A 15,177-nucleotide genomic window follows, 5' to 3' on the forward strand; every position below is an offset into this window, starting at 1 on the left:
CCACGCATTGTCCAGTTTTGCGCGGCTGAAGCAGTTTCAATACCCTTGCGGTAATTTGACATGCGGCCTATCACAAGCAAGCTTCGACGATGACGGAGCAAGCTCAATATGGAGAAAAGTGATGAGCGACGTTTGGCCGACCGAACTGCGCGTTTCCAGCGACCGCAAATTGCTGACGGTGGCTTTCGACAACGGAGAGCGATTTGAACTAACAGCCGAGCTGTTGCGCGTGCTTTCTCCGTCGGCAGAAGTGCAGGGCCATTCTCCCGAACAACGCATTACGGTTGGCGGCAAGCGCAACGTCGAAATCATCAAGGTCGAGCCGGTCGGCAATTATGCGGTGCGCATAACCTTTGACGACATGCACGACACCGGCCTGTTTTCCTGGACCTATCTGCATAAGCTCGGCACCGATAAGGAGACGCTGTGGCAGACTTATCTCGACGAGCTGGCCGAAAAAGGGCTCAAGCGCGACCGCTAATCGAGCTTAATCCTTTTCCAGCATATCCGCGATACGCCGCATCATGTTGCCCATCGCATTGCATTGCGCTGCGGTCGATTGCGCCATGACGCGGTCGATCAGATCGGTATAGACTAAAAGCGCTTCACCGAGCAGCTTTTCGCCGTCCGGCGTGAGAGTAAGGCGAATGATGCGTTTGTCTACCGGATCGCCGGTGCGCATTAGCAATCCCCGATTCTCCAGTTTCGGCAGCAACATCGTGATGTTCGAGCGTCCGACCAAAATCCGGCGCGCGAGATCGTGCTGCGATTCGCCGGGGTGGCGATAAATATTCATCAGCACATCGAGGTCGGCGATCTTGAGATCGAAGGGTGCCAGTCCCTGCGCCAGCGCGCGTTCAACCGCTTTGCCGGCTCTCGCAACCGCAATCCAGTTTTTAAAGCGCGGATTATCCCACGGCAGCTTTTGATTCTTGTCTTGCATTTTGTTCATTCTTGTACAATTATTTGTTCAGGATTGAACATGATTGAGGCCCCGTTATGGCGACGTTATCCCTACAGGTTACGCGATTCGGTCTGGGTGTGCTTGGGCGCATCGCACCGGAACGTGCCGGCCGCGCGGCATTCAGGATTTTCTGTCGCACACCGAGCCGTAAGCCCCAAACAAAAGCCTATGCGGAAAGGCTGCGTCAGACGAGCCGCGAGTTGTTCAAGGCAAAGCGGCTTGACCTGATTATCGATCGGGGCGTTGTCGCAACCTATCTTTTCGAGCCAGCAGGGATCGCTCGACAGAATGCCCGTACCTCGCTGGTAGTGCATGGCTGGGGTTCACGCAGCGCGGATATGATGGCCATTATCAGCGCGCTGGTCGCACGCGGCGAACGGGTTGTCGCTCTCGATCTGCCGGGGCATGGCGCTTCAGCGGGACGCGAACTGGATTTCATCCGGGCCATCGCGGCGGTGGATGCCGCGTGGCGTCAGTATGGGCCGTTCTACGCCATGGTCGGGCATTCCTTCGGCGGTGCGGTTGTCGTCAATGCAGCTGCGGGGCCGCTTGGTTGTTATCGTGAGCGGCGTCCCGCCAAGCTGGTCACGATTGCGTCACCGCATTCGATGGAGGGTGTTTTCGACGGATTCGGAAAGGTGCTTCGCCTGAACGCCGATGTGCGTCAGGCGATGAAGGACACGGTCCAGCAAATCGCCGCGCGCCCGATCCATGATTTCGATACCGATGCGCATCTGCGCCGATTGTTGATCCCGACGCTGGTTATTCACGCACGCGACGACAAGGAAGTGCCAGCGCGCTGTGCGGAAATGGCAGCGAAAGCGGGGCCGCATGTCCGTCTGCACTGGGCTGACGGTCTTGGCCACCGGCGGATCATCGCCAGCACGGATGTGGCCGACAAAATCGCGGATTACGTGAGCGGTCCAGTGCCCCTGCGCGCCGTGGCATAAGCGGCCCGTAACCAATCAGGCCGCGGTGAGCCTGTCCCACGCCGCCATCGCGCCATGCGCCGTGGCGACAAGACTTTCCACGCTGCCACCATCGCGCGCCAGGATGGACATACCGTTCTGTACCGTCGCGTAAAAGGTGGCGATAGCGTCCGTGTCGATGGTCGCGGGCAAGGAGCCTTCCTCGACACTGCGTTGAAGGCGGGCGCGCAGCACGTTGATATTCCCGTTGCGACGCGCCTTTAGTTCATTGCAGACATTCTGGCTGGACTGGGTGCGGTACAGCGCATCCAGCGCGATCAGGCATCCGCGCGGCTTGTCGGTGACCGAGAAAGTCTCGGCACTCACCAGCAAAAAGCGCTCGAATGCCTGCTTTACGTCCGATGTTTCTTCCAGTTGCGTCCAGATATCTGTGCCGACTTCGCTCGAATAGAGCGACAAGGCATGCATATAAAGCCCCTCCTTGCTGCCGAAGGCGGCATAGAGGCTCGGCGCATTGATGCCCATGGCGGCTGTCAGGTCTGACAGTGATGCGCCGTCAAAGCCCTTTTCCCAGAAAACATACATTGCTGCGCGCAATGCTTTTTCTCGGTCAAAGTTGCGAGGTCTTCCGCGTTCCGACACGGCTATCTCCTTTTTTGTATTGATCGTTAAATAATCCACTTGACGTCATTCGACAAGCCTGACACCTTTTATGTATCAATCGTTACAGAAAGGATATTTCATGTCGGGAAAACCTTTGAATGGGAAGGTGGCCTTCGTAACCGGCGGCAGCCGCGGCATTGGTGCCGCGATTGCGCGACGGCTGGCCAAGGACGGTGCCATCGTCGCCATCACCTATGTGAGTTCCAGGGAAAAAGCCGAAGCGGTCGTGTCCGAGATTGCCGCCGAAGGCGGCCGGGCAGTCGCGTTCAAGGCGGATAATCGTCATGCGGATGAAATTGCCGCCGCGATTGCAGCGGCGGTCAAAGAGCTGGGACGGCTGGATATTCTGGTCAACAGCGCTGGCATCTGGCGCGCTGCTCCGCTGGGTGAGACGACGATTGCGGATTTCGATGAGGTGATGGCGGTCAATTTCCGAGCTGTTTTCGCCGCTGTTATAGCGGCTGCGCCGCATCTGGGCGAGGGCGGGCGTATCGTCACCATTGGCTCCAATCTGGCGGACCTTGTCGCATGGCCGGGGATCAGCCTCTATGCCGCCAGCAAGTCGGCGCTCATTGGTCTGACGAAGGGGCTTGCCCGCGATCTTGGCCCCAAGGGCGTTACGGTGAATGTCGTGCAGCCGGGGTCTACCAATACGGATATGAATCCTGCTGACGGCGATCACTCCGGTCCGCAGCTGGAGCGCATTGCGACCGGCAGCTATGGCTCGCCGGATGATATTGCAAGCTTGGTGGCATGGCTTGCCGGTCCAGAGTCGCGCTTCGTTACGGGTGCTACGCTAACTGCCGATGGCGGTGCGAATGCCTGATACAAAAAGGGCGGCTCTGGAAGCCGCCCTTATTCGTTTCGGAGATCAATCGGGCCAGATCAACCCAGGTTGAGTTCCTTGAAGAAATCATTGCCCTTGTCGTCGATGACGATGAAAGCTGGGAAATCTTCCACTTCGATGCGCCAGATGGCTTCCATGCCGAGTTCTGGATACTCGACCACTTCCACTTTCTTGATGCAGTCCTGCGCCAGACGGGCGGCGGGACCACCAATGGAGCCGAGATAGAAACCGCCATGGCTTCCGCAGGCTTCGCGCACCTGACGCGAACGGTTACCCTTGGCGAGCATCACCATGGAGCCGCCAAACGACTGGAACTGGTCGACATAGGAATCCATGCGCCCAGCCGTCGTCGGGCCGAACGAACCCGATGCATAACCAGCGGGAGTCTTGGCCGGACCGGCATAATAAATCGGGTGGTTCTTGAAATAATCCGGCATGGATTCGCCGTTTTCCAGCCGTTCGCGAATTTTCGCATGTGCCAGATCGCGGGCGACGATAATCGGGCCAGTCAGCGAAAGCTGTGTCTTGACGGGATGCTTGGACAGCTCCTTCAAGATTTCGGCCATCGGCTGGTTGAGGTCGATCTTCACCACATGCGAGGAGAGCTTTTCTTCGTCGATATCCGGCATGTATTGCGCGGGATTGGTCTCCAGCTGTTCCAGAAAGATGCCTTCCTTGGTGATCTTGCCTTTGGCCTGACGGTCTGCCGAGCAGGACACGCCGATACCGATCGGCAGCGATGCGCCATGGCGCGGCAGACGGATGACGCGCACGTCATGGCAGAAATATTTGCCGCCGAACTGCGCGCCGACGCCCAGTGACTGGGTCAGCTTGTGGATTTCGGCTTCCATTTCCAGATCGCGGAACGCATGGCCAGTTTCCGAACCCGCCGTCGGGAGGCTGTCGAGATAACGCGTCGAGGCGAGCTTGACCGTCTTGAGGTTCATCTCGGCTGACGTGCCGCCGATGACGATAGCGAGATGGTAAGGCGGGCAGGCCGCCGTGCCGAGGCTCAGGATCTTGTCCTTGAGGAAGTCGATCATCCGGTCATGGGTCAACAGCGAAGGCGTGCCCTGATAAAGGAACGTCTTGTTGGCTGAGCCGCCACCCTTTGCCACGAAGAGGAACTTGTAGGCGTCTTCGCCTTCTTCATAAATGTCGATCTGCGCAGGCAGGTTGTTCTTGGTGTTCTTCTCTTCGAACATCGACAGCGGCGCCAGCTGCGAATAACGCAGGTTCTTCTTGTTATAGGCGTCGAGCACGCCGCTGCCGAGCGCATCGGCATCGCCGCCTTCTGTCCAGACGCGACGGCCCTTCTTGCCCATGATGATCGCGGTGCCGGTATCCTGACACATCGGCAGGACGCCGCCTGCGGCGATATTCGCGTTTTTCAGAAGATCATAGGCGACGAAGCGATCATTGTCGGTCGCTTCCGGGTCTTCCATGATTTTGGCAAGCTGCTGCAAATGGCCGGGACGCAGCAGATGGTTGATGTCGGCAAATGCCGCCTCGGACAGAAGACGCAGACCTTCCGGGTCGACGGTCAGAATTTCCTGACCCTTGAACGTATCGACCGAAACATGGTCGGAGGTTAGTTTGCGGTAAGGGGTGGTGTCTTCGCCAAGAGGAAAGAGATCGGCGGCGCTTGCTTCTGCCATCGTGGTACCTCGCTTGCTTGCCTGCCGCACCGGCCAGAAATCGCGAGATCGCCAGCCTGCACGTATGTTGCTCAAAACCCGGATTACCGGGCAGCGTCCGGGGTTAATTCTGAGGGGCTTTTAGCGCGATGAGAGGCGGAATCCACTGCGGCACATTGCGCAATGAGGGGAATGGCGAGCGGCATCCCTTGCGGGACAGCTGTTGCGCGGATGCGCCTCCCTCAAAGTTTTGTGATTATTTTCGAGCAAGAAATTGAAAGAAGTGGCATTAGCGTTAAAACTTTCTATACGAGATTCATAAAATCTACGCGAAATGATTGAGACGGATTCGCCTTTCGGCGGACATGCTAACTTTGGCGGTTGAAATGCAGTTTTCTCGGCGCGCGCAGATGGATGCAAAGAAAAATCGCACCAGCGGGTCTTATATCCGCAATGCGATGGTACTGGCTCTTGCCGCATCGGCCTTGTTCCCGGTCACGCAGGCACAGGCAGCAAATTCACTTTTCGAGCTGTTTCAACAGCGCCGCCAACAGGCCGAGCAGCCCGTAGCACCGCTTCCACCCGCAGCGGCCGCGCCGCGCATAAAAGCAGCACCAGCTGCCGCCGCACCGGCAGCGCGCACGCGTATCGCTCCGCCCGCGCAGCGTGTGACGGTCAAGGGGCCGGAGATTTATGATTACAAGCCGGAAACGCTGATCAAGATCGATTTCAGCGCGCTCGATCTGCAGGTGACTGCGGCAACCTCTGCGCCAACTGTTGATCCACTGACATCCGGCATGTCGCCGATCCGTGTGGAAAAGGCGCCTGATACGACCGAAACGGCTGGCAACCGCGCTTTCGACGCCGCCATGGACTATCTGAAGTCGGTTGATGTGAAGGCTGAAAAGCCAATCGCTGAAGCGATTGTTTCCTATTATTCGACCAACCGTTCTTTCATGTGGTCTGCCGACGGCAAGGTGCTTGACCGCGCCAAGGCCGTAGCCGCTTTCTTCGCACGCGCTGGCGAAGACGGTCTCAATCCGGATGAATATGCAGTCACGATCCCTTCGGACAATTTCGATCCGTCGCAGAATGCGGAACGTCAGCAGAAGCTGGCAGAGTTTGAAGTTCGCATGTCGGCCCGGGCATTGCGCTATGCGATGGATGCAGGCGAGGGACGCGTGATCGCCGACCGCCTGAGCGGTTTCCACGACCTGCCGCGTGATCGCGTCGATCCCAAAACTGTGCTGGAAAGACTGGCCGGTGAAGCGGATGCATCCGCCTATTTGCACGGGTTCCAGCCGGATAATGCGCAATATGCGGCTTTGAAGCAGGCTTTGTCCCAGACAGATGCACCGACGGGCGAACCCATTCGCGTGTCGCTCGACGGCGTCATTCGTCCGGGCGACACGAGCGACCAGTTGAGCAAGGTGGTTGCCCTGATTACCAAACACGCGCCTGCTGATTATCTGGAAAAGCACCGCGATGTGTTGCAGGCCCATGCCGATACGAGCCTTTACGATCCGGAACTTGTTTCCGCGATCAAGGACTATCAGAAGCTTTCAGGCGGCGCGCCCGATGGGGTTATCGGACGAAACACGATTTCGGCGTTGCAGGGTGAGCAATCATCCGTCAAGCGCGACCGTATTCTCTATTCGATGGAACGTCTGCGCTGGCTGCCGCATGATTTCGGCACGCGCTATGTAATGGTCAACCAGCCCGCATACCGCGCTGAATATTTCGAAGGCGGCCAGGAAAAGCTGGGTATGAATGTGGTGATTGGCTCGCCGACCCATCAGACCTATTTCTTCTACAACAAGGTGCAAACCGTCGTCTTCAATCCGTCCTGGGGTGTGCCGCGTTCAATTATTCTGAACGAAATGCTGCCGAAGGTCATGCGCGACACGAGCTATCTCGACCGCAACGGCTATGAAGTCTATGTCGGCGGCAAGAAGGTTTCGGCGAGCGCCGTTAATTGGAGCGCGGTTGCTTCGGGAAAGGCGCATGTCGGTATTCGTCAGAAGCCGAGCCTCGACAATGCCTTGGGCGAACTGAAAATCCTGTTCCCGAACGAACATGATATCTACATGCATGATACGCCGGCAAAGTCCTATTTCAGCCGCGACATGCGTGCGCTGAGCCATGGCTGCATTCGTCTGGAACGCCCACGTGATATGGCTGCGGCAGTGCTGGGTAAGCCAGTCGGCGATCTGGAGAAATATTTCGGCAAGAACGAGCGCGGCATCAAGGTGCCGGAGCCGGTGCCGGTCTATATTTCCTATTTCACGGCATGGCCGGATGCGAATGGCCAGATTCGTTATTACAGTGACGTTTATGATCGCGACTCGGGCATGCAGAAGGCATCCGACAAGACGGTGGCTTCGCGTCTGGCAGCAATTTAATCGGCGTTACGCCCCTGGTATCTGTCAGAAGTACGGATGTTTAATCCTTGGATATGGCGGCTATCGTTCGATAGTCGCCATTTTCGTTGGGTCTGCCCGGACGGTTTTCGGCAGGGAAAATCATTTGGGAAATAAGTGTGGTCATGCTTGACTTTGCCCTGAGCGGGAACGTATATCCGCGTCACCTTGATTGAGCACATATGTGCCTCTAAGGGCGCGTAGCTCAGCGGTAGAGCACTCCCTTCACACGGGAGGGGTCACAGGTTCAATCCCTGTCGCGCCCACCATTTATTGCCACAAATCAAGCTCTAATGCCTCCGCAGCGTCCATCATGTGGTGTGGGGCGTTTATTTTCTGCGTCCTATCATGCCGAAATACGACAAGTGCCGTATACCATTTAAATGAAATCTAGCGTTTCGTGACACCGGATTGTGTGTCAACGCCCGCACGATCTCATCGTATTTTCGGCGTCAGCTGGCGGGGCCAGCAAAGGAGGAACGATGAAGACCATAGCTTTGTTAGCCGTTGGTGCATTCATGACCGCAGGCACTGCATTTGCAGCTGCACCGATCAACGGAAACATAGATACCCAGACAGTGAAGTCCGATAAATCGACCGCGACCATTGTTGCGAGCGGCAATAAAAAACCTACATTGAGCTTTGGTTCGGCGAATCGCGGAGGGAAAACATCATCTTTCGGCGGTTGAGGGATTTGCCCCGTTACGCGGGGCAAACTCTCATTACGTCTTCCTGGACGCGCCCACCATTTTCCAACCGCCCAAATGCATTGCGAAAATCGTTCAGTTGCCGTTCGGCATCGTCGCGCCTGCAACGCCGGTATTCGTCACGATATTCCTGTCGTCGTCATATTTGGCGATAAGCATGAGGGCGGTGAGGGCGACAATAATCGGCACGATAAGACACAGCACCCTGACCGCCATCAGAGCGGTATGCCGTGTTCTTATTAGCGCCCTTGTTCTCATGGCCGATACTATCGCACGGATACGCTTAATCCGCCATATTGAGCGACATTAACAATAAGCAATCTCTTACAAACGCAGGCGCTTCAGAATGCGTTCTAGCGTGCGCAACGCTGCCGGTTGAGGCGGACCTTGATCTTGTCGCCTTTGTCCGACGCGGTGGGCTTGGAAGAGACGATATGCGCGCGCACGGTGCAGGTGCCGGCGAGAACCTCGAAATTATTCGCCCGGATATACATAACCGTATTGATCGGGTTCTTCGGCAGTTCGCGAGAGACCGCGTCGATGACGGCCTTGACTTCGGCGGCGCGCTGCTTGGGAGAGGTCGAGGCCTCAACGGAATTGATTGCGGCGAAGCTGCTGGCCGACAATGCCGCGATGCAGATGAGAACAGCTTTCTTCATTGGCGTAGCCTCCGATTGAGCCCAATGGATAAAAGTGCGGGCCTTTGTGAGAAAGGTCCGCTGAATCGGTTATGGCCCCGAACCTATCACAGATCGGGGCCATAGCTGTCATTTGGTCAGCTTTTATTGAGCCGGGGCAGGCGTTGCGGGTGTCGCCGGGGTAGTCGTCTCACCGCTGGCCGGAGCCTCGCTTTCCTTGGCTGCGTTTGGATCGGCCACGCCATTGGTGAAGACCTTGGAGCGGTCGAAAGCAGGCGCTGCGGTCAACTGGTCCTTCGTTGCGCTGAGAACCAGCCAGGTGTTTCCGTCGCTACGGGTCGCGAGCTGCAAGACATCCGGGCTTACGGCCACGTCCTTCTCACCGACGCCAAGGAAGCCGCCGACGCCGATCACGGCTGCTACAACCGAACCATCAGCACTGACGATCAGGTCATTCAGCTTACCGATGGATTTTGCATCATTGGCATCGCTTTCATAAACGCTGCGGCCAATGAAGCTTGAGACGAGAACTTCGCCTTCCTTAGGCTCGACAAAGCCGATCTTATTGTTGTCGGGCGAGGGTGCTGTGCCGAACATGTTCTTGGTGGAAACAGGCAGATCCTGTTGTGCGGGCGCATCCGTGCCGGGCGTTGTCGCGGTGGGAGCCGCCGTCTGCGCAAGGGCTGGAGCACCAATCAAGAGTGCACACGCTGCCGTCAGAAGTGTCGTTCTAAACATAACTGCTCTCCTTTCTGCATTGAGTGTTCATAGTCCTAACGGTTTGATTTCAGGATCGTTCCGACATTTTTTGCCTGTTTCATGAGGAAACCTGCGCCGGTCGTCGCCCGCATGCGATTTAGACCGGCGGAAAAATAGCAGGCACGCTGCTGCGAAACTCCGAGCAAGCCCGGAATTCTCAACCGTGCAGAGGTGTCGTGCTGGCTATCTGTTATTGTACGACCGGAGAGGCCGGGGTGGGCTCGGATGGCGTAGGCGCCACAACAGGCGCAGAAGGGGCAGGCCCGCAACGGTTGGCCCGCGTGTGGCGCACGCCTTTCGACAGGAATACGATTTCCACTGCGTCACCAATCGGCGTGATGGTCACGTTTTCACTGGCCTGCTGTTGGTCGTTTTCGCAAACCAGATTGAGCGTGAACGTTCCTTTGTAATTGTCGAGCTTCATGACGGTACACTGCATGTCGCGGCTGTCGAAGCGCTCCTGCGAAATTGTGAAGCGCTTGTCATTATTGCTGCACCAGGTGCCGAGGATAGGTGTCGGATCGACTGGCGGCTTCGGCGGATTGACGCTGGCTGAAGGCGACGTGCAGGATGCCAGCGCAGGAAGCGCCAATGCACAAGCAGCAACATTCAGTTTATGCGACATTTAAAACCCCTGCGCAGCAGAACATCGAACAGTCTCAGCTCTTGGATACCGGGAAAGTCGGGCGGGCTCAAGACGGGCGCATGCAGAACAGTGTTGCGTCCGTGCGTGAAGCGTAGCCTAAGAAAAAACCCCGCCGTGGCGGGGTTTCATTCATGAAAGCCATTGCTGTCGATTATACCAGTCATCAATTTCGGATTTGGCGCGGTCTTTCGCGACTCCGTACCGCTCCTGAATCTTACCCTCAAGCTGTTCGCGGCGACCGCTGATCTGGTCGAGATCATCGTCTGTCAGCTTGCCCCATTGTTCCTGGATCTTACCTTTGACCTGTTTCCAGTTGCCTTCAACACGATTCCAGTCCATCGGGATTTCCTCCGTTTTACATTTGGAACAGGTAACTAACGCACGAGCGGCAGGATTGTTCATCGTTTTGATGCCAAGGCGCGTGATGACCTGATGTGCGGGGAGGGGAATCAGACAGGAGAAACCCCGACGTTTGTGTTTGGTGCATAATGACGCCGGGGGCGCTTCAACGCTAATGCAGCGAAGCGCCTGCGGACATGATTGCATAAAGACGGCAGAAAAATGAACCCGTAGAGGTTGCACCGAAGAGTGGAGCGGGAGACGCGCAACAAGGGCAGCGTGGCGTCTCCCGTGTCAATTGCGTGCTAATTGGGGGCAACACGCAAATTAACAGACTGGTATGTCTTCCAGTCGGCGGATGCTTGGACCGCCAAGAAACAATTTACCGCGGTCTGATTTCATCTCAATCGAAGTTTTGTAACGATTGGTTGCTGGAAATTTCTTGGTTTTTTCGCTGCGATAACCAATTATTATCGGTGTAAAAATTTCTTGAAGAATAAATTGAACGGCTTTTAAGATCATCACAGATGTTTGAAAAGTTCAATCTGTTCATTTTGAGTTCATGCGCTAGGTTTCATGATGCTTCCCATCAAGAGGAGTATACAGAATGAAGCTCTTTAGTGGACTTATTGCAGGTATTGTTGGTGTTGGCTTGTTGGTGGGAGCTGGCGCGGCTTCCGCCGCACCAGTGGCAAATCTCGCTAAGCCCGGCGTGACCTCGAACGTGGAACAGGTTCGCGATCATCGCGGCTACCATTCGCGTAAGCACTGGAAGAAGCGGCATTACCACAGAAGAGACCATTGGCGGTCTGATCGTCGTCATTACCGCGATCATCGGTGGCGGTCGCACCGTCACTACAAGCGCGATTACTATCGCGGGCATTACCGGCATCACAGCAGCCGGTGGAATGGTCCGGCCAGTTCCAATCGATAGAATCAGGGCGCAGCAGCGCCCTTTTTAGTTGGTCTGCTGTCGGATGGTAATTGACTGCACTCGCGTTTCACAGAAACATACCGCAAGATGAGATTTGGATATTGCCCTGCTCGGGCAGGTTTGCCCTGAAAGAAAACGGTATTTCATGTCGAAGTTTTTGAAGCGATTTCTCACGTTTCTCGTCGGTTTGGTTGTTCTACTGTTAGTCGGCGCGGCATCATGGCTCGGTTTCAACCCGCCGGAGCTTTTGCGGGTGGGCACGGGTTATGCGGCCAAGATTGTGTGTTCCAATGTCTTTATCGCCAAACGAGACGCCGATGCGGTACTCGCAGACGATGTTCAGGCTCCGGGAAACCCGCTGCTGAAATTCCTCAATGTGGCCGTTGATGATGACACTGACACCGTAACTGTCCGGATTTTCGGCTTTTTTTGCCCCCAGCAAGGCTGTGTTTCTCCCCGGTCAGGGTTGCGCCAATGTTCAATCGACGGATAGCCGCAGCGTCGCCAGCGATGAAGCTGCACAAGCGTCATCGCAACCGCTGAACGTGGCGATCTCAGATAAGGTGCAGAGCGTTATCGTGGATAAGGAACTGGCAGGCGCCGGCATGCGGGCCATCGCGGTCATTCACAACGGTCAACTCATCGCCGAAACCTATGGCGAGGGCTTCAATGCCGACACGCCGCTGCTTGGTTGGTCGATGACAAAATCTGTCATGGCGACGCTCATTGGGATGCGCATTGGGGAAAACCGCATGGATCTGGCCAAAAGCGATCTTCTACCGGAATGGCAGAACGATGAGCGCGCCAGAATCACCATCGCCAATCTGATGGCGATGGAAAGCGGGCTGCGCTTCAACGAGAATTATGGCGCAGTGGCAGATGTCACCCGCATGCTGTTTCTGGAAAAGGACATGGCGGGATTTGCCGCTTCGCTGCCACTGGAAGCAGCACCTGGAACGAAATTCAACTATTCGAGCGGGACCGCGAATATTCTGTCGAGGCTGTTCATGAATAGTTTCGACAGCCGGAATGCGGCTTTGGTCTATCCGCGCATCGCCTTGTTCGAACCACTCGGCATGAGCAGCGCCCTATTGGAAACCGACGCGTCGGGCGTCTTTGCCGGGTCGTCCTATATGTACGCGACCGCGCGCGATTGGGCCCGTCTCGGAGCGTTTCTGGCAGAGGGCGGGAAGCTCGATGGAAGGCAGGTACTGCCAGCTGATTTCGTGGCGTCCATGCGCACACCGTCAGCGGCCTCGGATGGCCGTTACGGTTCTGCGCAGGTCTGGTTGCAGTCCGGCGGTGCCAAAGCGGGCGAGGATGGCATTCCCGATGATGCTTTTTGGATGTCCGGCCATGACGGTCAAACCGTCATGATCGTACCGTCCATGCATCTTTCTGTGGTGCGTCTGGGACTTACGCCATCCCGCTCCGGCTATAGCGTTCAGAACCTCGACGCGCAGATCATCGAAGCTCTTCGTTAGAACCTGGTTCAGCCACCACCAGCTTGCGGAAATCCTTGCCGCTCGGGTTCTGGAAAGCGCTCAAGCCGAATTCCGGCAGCACCGCATAAAGGTGGTCGAAAATATCGGATTGTATCTGCTCGAATGAGGCCCAGACGGTGGTGTTGGTGAAGCAGTAGATTTCGAGTGGCAAGCCTGCCGGGGTCGGGTCCATCTGGCGCACCAGCAGCGTCATGCCCTTATGGATGCCGGGATGGTTGCGCAGATAGTTTTCCACATAGGCGCGGAAAGTGCCGATATTGGTGAAACGGCGCGTATTGACCGGGTTTTTGGCGCGGTCACCCAGCTTGTCGTTCCATTCGGCGATTTCCTTCGCCTTTTTTTGGCAGATAGTCGGCCAGCCAGTCCACCGACGCCATTTTCGCGCGTTCGTCGTCGGTCAGGAAGCGGATTGAATTCTGGTCGATAAAGAGCGCGCGCTTGATGCGGCGGCCGCCCGATTCCTGCATGCCGCGATAGTTCTTCATCGGTTCGGTGACGAGCTTGCGGATCGGAATGGTGGTGATTGTTCTGTCGAAATTCTGCACCTTGACCGTATAAAGCGCGATTTCGGTCACATCGCCATTGGCGTCGAGATTTTTCATCTCGATCCAGTCGCCCACACGAACCATGTTGGAAGAGGCGATCTGCATACTGGCGACCAGTGAGAGCAATGTGTCCTGAAAAACGAGTATCAGTACCGCAGCCATGGCACCCACACCGGACAGCAGAATAACCGGCGACTTGTCGAGCAGGGTTGCAATGATGAGGACGGCAGCGATGATATAGACGACCAGCTTGCCGACCTGAATATAGCCCTTCATGGGCCGATAACGGGCCTCTGGGCGGCGATGATAAAGCGTGTCGACCACACCCAATGCTGAATTGATCGCGAGGGCGAGCGTCAGAATGATGAAGGCGATCGCGACATTGCGAATGACGGTGATTGCCGTATCCGGCAACCCCGGTATCGCCAGAATGCCTGAAGAAATGATCAAGGCCGGAACGATATTGGCCAGACGGCTGATGACGCTGTGGCGTTTCAGTTCTTCATCCTGACCGAATGAAGTCTTCTGAACGAGCCGGTCGAGCAGCTTGAGCAGGATCGCCTTGATCAGAAAATTTGCGATGAATGCGGAGAGAAACAATCCGCCGAGTGCCGTGAGCGTCTCCGCCCACGGATATTTAACAAAGAATTCCGACAATAGATTTTCCCGAAACGAGTTTTCGTGCGTTTTGATGGACGCCGTTCAAAGACTGATACAGTTTTGATGATTGTATCATCGAGATCTATTGCGAAATAATGCGGTGTGGCTCGTAAATCAACCGCAGAGAGTGTATTTAGCGGATGCCGATCCGGTTGAATTGTTCACAGATCGGTCATCCGGATGTGAATAGCTACAGTCTTTGACCTTCAAAGGGATGCGGTGATGCCGCCATCGACATAAAGCACATGGCCGTTGACGAAAGAGGACGCGCCAGACGCAAGGAAAATGCAGGCGCCAACGAGTTCGTCAACCTTTCCCCAGCGGCCCGCAGGCGTGCGCTTTTCAAGCCAGCTTGAGAAAGCCGGGTCTGAAACGAGCGCGGCGTTGAGCGGCGTGTCGAAATATCCCGGAGCAATGGCGTTGCATTGCAAGCCGTATCTCGCCCAGTCGGTGGCCATACCCTTGGTCAGATTGCCAACGGCACCTTTGGTCGCGGTATAAGGCGCGATGCCGGGCCTTGCGAGCGCGGTCTGAACGCTGGCAATGTTGATGATCTTGCCCGTTCCGCGCTTGATCATATGTCTGGCGACCGCCTGTCCGACATTGAACACGGTAGACACGTTGGCTTTCAGCAAGCGCTCAAAGGCATCGGCTGGAAAGTCTTCAAGCGGGGTGCGATGTTGCATGCCTGCATTGTTGACGAGAATGTCGATGGCGCCGACATCTGCTTCGAACCCATCTACTGCCGAGCGGACGGTGTCGTGATCCGTCGCGTCGAATGCCAGTGTGTGCTTTACACCGAGGCTGTCGGCAGCGACTTTCAACTTTGCCTCATCGCGACCGTTGAGGATGACGTCGGCACCGGCGGCGGCGAGACCTTTTGCCAGCGCATAGCCGATCCCCTGAGACGAGCCGGTCACAAGCGCGCGTTTGCCTGTCAGATCGAAGAGTTGGACGCTCATATCTTCTCCTGAAATTCTTTAG

At 56.2% G+C, this 15,177-nt stretch carries 14 protein-coding genes, 1 tRNA gene and 2 pseudogenes; 7 read left to right on the plus strand and 10 right to left on the minus strand.

Translation table 11 applies throughout. The features are described from left to right. Positions 1–121 precede the first annotated feature (121 nt). Complete coding sequence (locus QLQ11_RS02795; RefSeq protein WP_109369115.1) at positions 122–481, plus strand: gamma-butyrobetaine hydroxylase-like domain-containing protein; 360 nt, start codon at positions 122–124, stop codon at positions 479–481. A 6-nt stretch (positions 482–487) separates the two neighbouring features. Here the strand turns inward: QLQ11_RS02795 and QLQ11_RS02800 are convergent, their stop codons facing one another. Beyond that, positions 488–952, minus strand: coding sequence for a MarR family winged helix-turn-helix transcriptional regulator (locus QLQ11_RS02800; protein ID WP_121536226.1), 465 nt, complete (start codon positions 950–952; stop codon positions 488–490). Positions 953–999: 47 nt separating this feature from the next. On the opposite strand from QLQ11_RS02800, the gene QLQ11_RS02805 reads away from it, so the two are divergent. Next, positions 1,000–1,914 carry an alpha/beta fold hydrolase gene (locus QLQ11_RS02805; protein WP_283735858.1) on the plus strand — a complete coding sequence of 305 codons (915 nt, stop codon included), beginning with the start codon at positions 1,000–1,002 and terminating at the stop codon, positions 1,912–1,914. A gap of 15 nt (positions 1,915–1,929) precedes the next feature. Here QLQ11_RS02805 and QLQ11_RS02810 read toward each other — a convergent pair whose 3' ends face one another. Beyond that, positions 1,930–2,535: a TetR/AcrR family transcriptional regulator gene (locus QLQ11_RS02810; protein ID WP_109369112.1), complete on the minus strand. Its 606-nt coding sequence runs from the start codon at positions 2,533–2,535 to the stop codon at positions 1,930–1,932. A 100-nt stretch (positions 2,536–2,635) separates the two neighbouring features. On the opposite strand from QLQ11_RS02810, the gene QLQ11_RS02815 reads away from it, so the two are divergent. Beyond that, the gene (locus QLQ11_RS02815; protein WP_109369111.1) at positions 2,636–3,382 is read left to right on the plus strand and encodes an SDR family oxidoreductase; all 747 of its coding nucleotides are present in this window, start codon (positions 2,636–2,638) and stop codon (positions 3,380–3,382) included. 59 nt (positions 3,383–3,441) lie between these two features. Here QLQ11_RS02815 and QLQ11_RS02820 read toward each other — a convergent pair whose 3' ends face one another. Then, positions 3,442–5,061, minus strand: a complete 1,620-nt coding sequence (locus QLQ11_RS02820; protein ID WP_109369110.1) for a fumarate hydratase — start codon at positions 5,059–5,061, stop codon at positions 3,442–3,444. 389 nt (positions 5,062–5,450) lie between these two features. Between QLQ11_RS02820 and QLQ11_RS02825 the strand changes: the two genes are divergently transcribed. From QLQ11_RS02825 to QLQ11_RS02835, 3 genes are all read left to right on the plus strand, one after another. Then, on the plus strand, positions 5,451–7,442 hold the full coding sequence (locus QLQ11_RS02825; protein ID WP_371835907.1) for a murein L,D-transpeptidase: 1,992 nt from the start codon (positions 5,451–5,453) through the stop codon (positions 7,440–7,442). A 212-nt stretch (positions 7,443–7,654) separates the two neighbouring features. Then, a tRNA-Val gene (locus QLQ11_RS02830) sits at positions 7,655–7,729 on the plus strand. 213 nt (positions 7,730–7,942) lie between these two features. Further along, entirely contained in the window at positions 7,943–8,149 is a 207-nt protein-coding gene (locus QLQ11_RS02835) for a hypothetical protein (protein WP_109369109.1), read from the plus strand. A 93-nt stretch (positions 8,150–8,242) separates the two neighbouring features. On the opposite strand, the gene QLQ11_RS02840 is transcribed toward QLQ11_RS02835, so the two are convergent. The 5 genes from QLQ11_RS02840 to QLQ11_RS02860 form a co-directional block, all read right to left on the minus strand. Continuing rightward, positions 8,243–8,383, minus strand: coding sequence for a hypothetical protein (locus QLQ11_RS02840; protein ID WP_167836033.1), 141 nt, complete (start codon positions 8,381–8,383; stop codon positions 8,243–8,245). 137 nt (positions 8,384–8,520) lie between these two features. Continuing rightward, positions 8,521–8,826 carry a hypothetical protein gene (locus QLQ11_RS02845; RefSeq protein WP_109369108.1) on the minus strand — a complete coding sequence of 102 codons (306 nt, stop codon included), beginning with the start codon at positions 8,824–8,826 and terminating at the stop codon, positions 8,521–8,523. Between the two features lie 123 nt (positions 8,827–8,949). Continuing rightward, positions 8,950–9,543: a PRC-barrel domain-containing protein gene (locus QLQ11_RS02850; RefSeq protein WP_109369107.1), complete on the minus strand. Its 594-nt coding sequence runs from the start codon at positions 9,541–9,543 to the stop codon at positions 8,950–8,952. A 211-nt stretch (positions 9,544–9,754) separates the two neighbouring features. After that, positions 9,755–10,189, minus strand: coding sequence for a hypothetical protein (locus tag QLQ11_RS02855; RefSeq protein ID WP_180917971.1), 435 nt, complete (start codon positions 10,187–10,189; stop codon positions 9,755–9,757). Positions 10,190–10,339: 150 nt separating this feature from the next. After that, the gene (locus tag QLQ11_RS02860; protein WP_109369106.1) at positions 10,340–10,549 is read right to left on the minus strand and encodes a CsbD family protein; all 210 of its coding nucleotides are present in this window, start codon (positions 10,547–10,549) and stop codon (positions 10,340–10,342) included. Between the two features lie 1,079 nt (positions 10,550–11,628). Between QLQ11_RS02860 and QLQ11_RS02865 the strand changes: the two are divergent. Then, positions 11,629–12,967: pseudogene (locus tag QLQ11_RS02865) on the plus strand (serine hydrolase domain-containing protein). Here the strand turns inward: QLQ11_RS02865 and QLQ11_RS02870 are convergent. Together QLQ11_RS02870 and QLQ11_RS02875 are read right to left on the minus strand one after the other, a co-directional pair. Beyond that, positions 12,948–14,190: pseudogene (locus tag QLQ11_RS02870) on the minus strand (mechanosensitive ion channel family protein). The pseudogenes QLQ11_RS02865 and QLQ11_RS02870 overlap by 20 nt on opposite strands. Positions 14,191–14,399: 209 nt before the next feature. Continuing rightward, positions 14,400–15,155 carry an SDR family oxidoreductase gene (locus QLQ11_RS02875; protein WP_283735854.1) on the minus strand — a complete coding sequence of 252 codons (756 nt, stop codon included), beginning with the start codon at positions 15,153–15,155 and terminating at the stop codon, positions 14,400–14,402. Positions 15,156–15,177: the final 22 nt, after the last annotated feature.

The sequence above is a fragment of the Ochrobactrum sp. SSR genome (assembly GCF_030067775.1).
GTDB classification, from domain to species: domain Bacteria; phylum Pseudomonadota; class Alphaproteobacteria; order Rhizobiales; family Rhizobiaceae; genus Brucella; species Brucella teleogrylli.

Excerpts from the sequence above, each read along its gene's own strand:
- QLQ11_RS02795 (WP_109369115.1), top strand. The coding sequence starts at position 122 with ATGAGCGACGTTTGGCCGACCGAACTGCGCGTTTCCAGCGACCGCAAA.
- QLQ11_RS02800 (WP_121536226.1), bottom strand. The coding sequence starts at position 952 with ATGAACAAAATGCAAGACAAGAATCAAAAGCTGCCGTGGGATAATCCG.
- QLQ11_RS02805 (WP_283735858.1), top strand. The coding sequence starts at position 1,000 with ATGGCGACGTTATCCCTACAGGTTACGCGATTCGGTCTGGGTGTGCTT.
- QLQ11_RS02815 (WP_109369111.1), top strand. The coding sequence starts at position 2,636 with ATGTCGGGAAAACCTTTGAATGGGAAGGTGGCCTTCGTAACCGGCGGC.
- QLQ11_RS02820 (WP_109369110.1), bottom strand. The coding sequence starts at position 5,061 with ATGGCAGAAGCAAGCGCCGCCGATCTCTTTCCTCTTGGCGAAGACACC.
- QLQ11_RS02825 (WP_371835907.1), top strand. The coding sequence starts at position 5,451 with ATGGATGCAAAGAAAAATCGCACCAGCGGGTCTTATATCCGCAATGCG.
- QLQ11_RS02835 (WP_109369109.1), top strand. The coding sequence starts at position 7,943 with ATGAAGACCATAGCTTTGTTAGCCGTTGGTGCATTCATGACCGCAGGC.
- QLQ11_RS02840 (WP_167836033.1), bottom strand. The coding sequence starts at position 8,383 with ATGGCGGTCAGGGTGCTGTGTCTTATCGTGCCGATTATTGTCGCCCTC.
- QLQ11_RS02845 (WP_109369108.1), bottom strand. The coding sequence starts at position 8,826 with ATGAAGAAAGCTGTTCTCATCTGCATCGCGGCATTGTCGGCCAGCAGC.
- QLQ11_RS02850 (WP_109369107.1), bottom strand. The coding sequence starts at position 9,543 with ATGTTTAGAACGACACTTCTGACGGCAGCGTGTGCACTCTTGATTGGT.
- QLQ11_RS02855 (WP_180917971.1), bottom strand. The coding sequence starts at position 10,189 with ATGTCGCATAAACTGAATGTTGCTGCTTGTGCATTGGCGCTTCCTGCG.
- QLQ11_RS02860 (WP_109369106.1), bottom strand. The coding sequence starts at position 10,549 with ATGGACTGGAATCGTGTTGAAGGCAACTGGAAACAGGTCAAAGGTAAG.
- QLQ11_RS02875 (WP_283735854.1), bottom strand. The coding sequence starts at position 15,155 with ATGAGCGTCCAACTCTTCGATCTGACAGGCAAACGCGCGCTTGTGACC.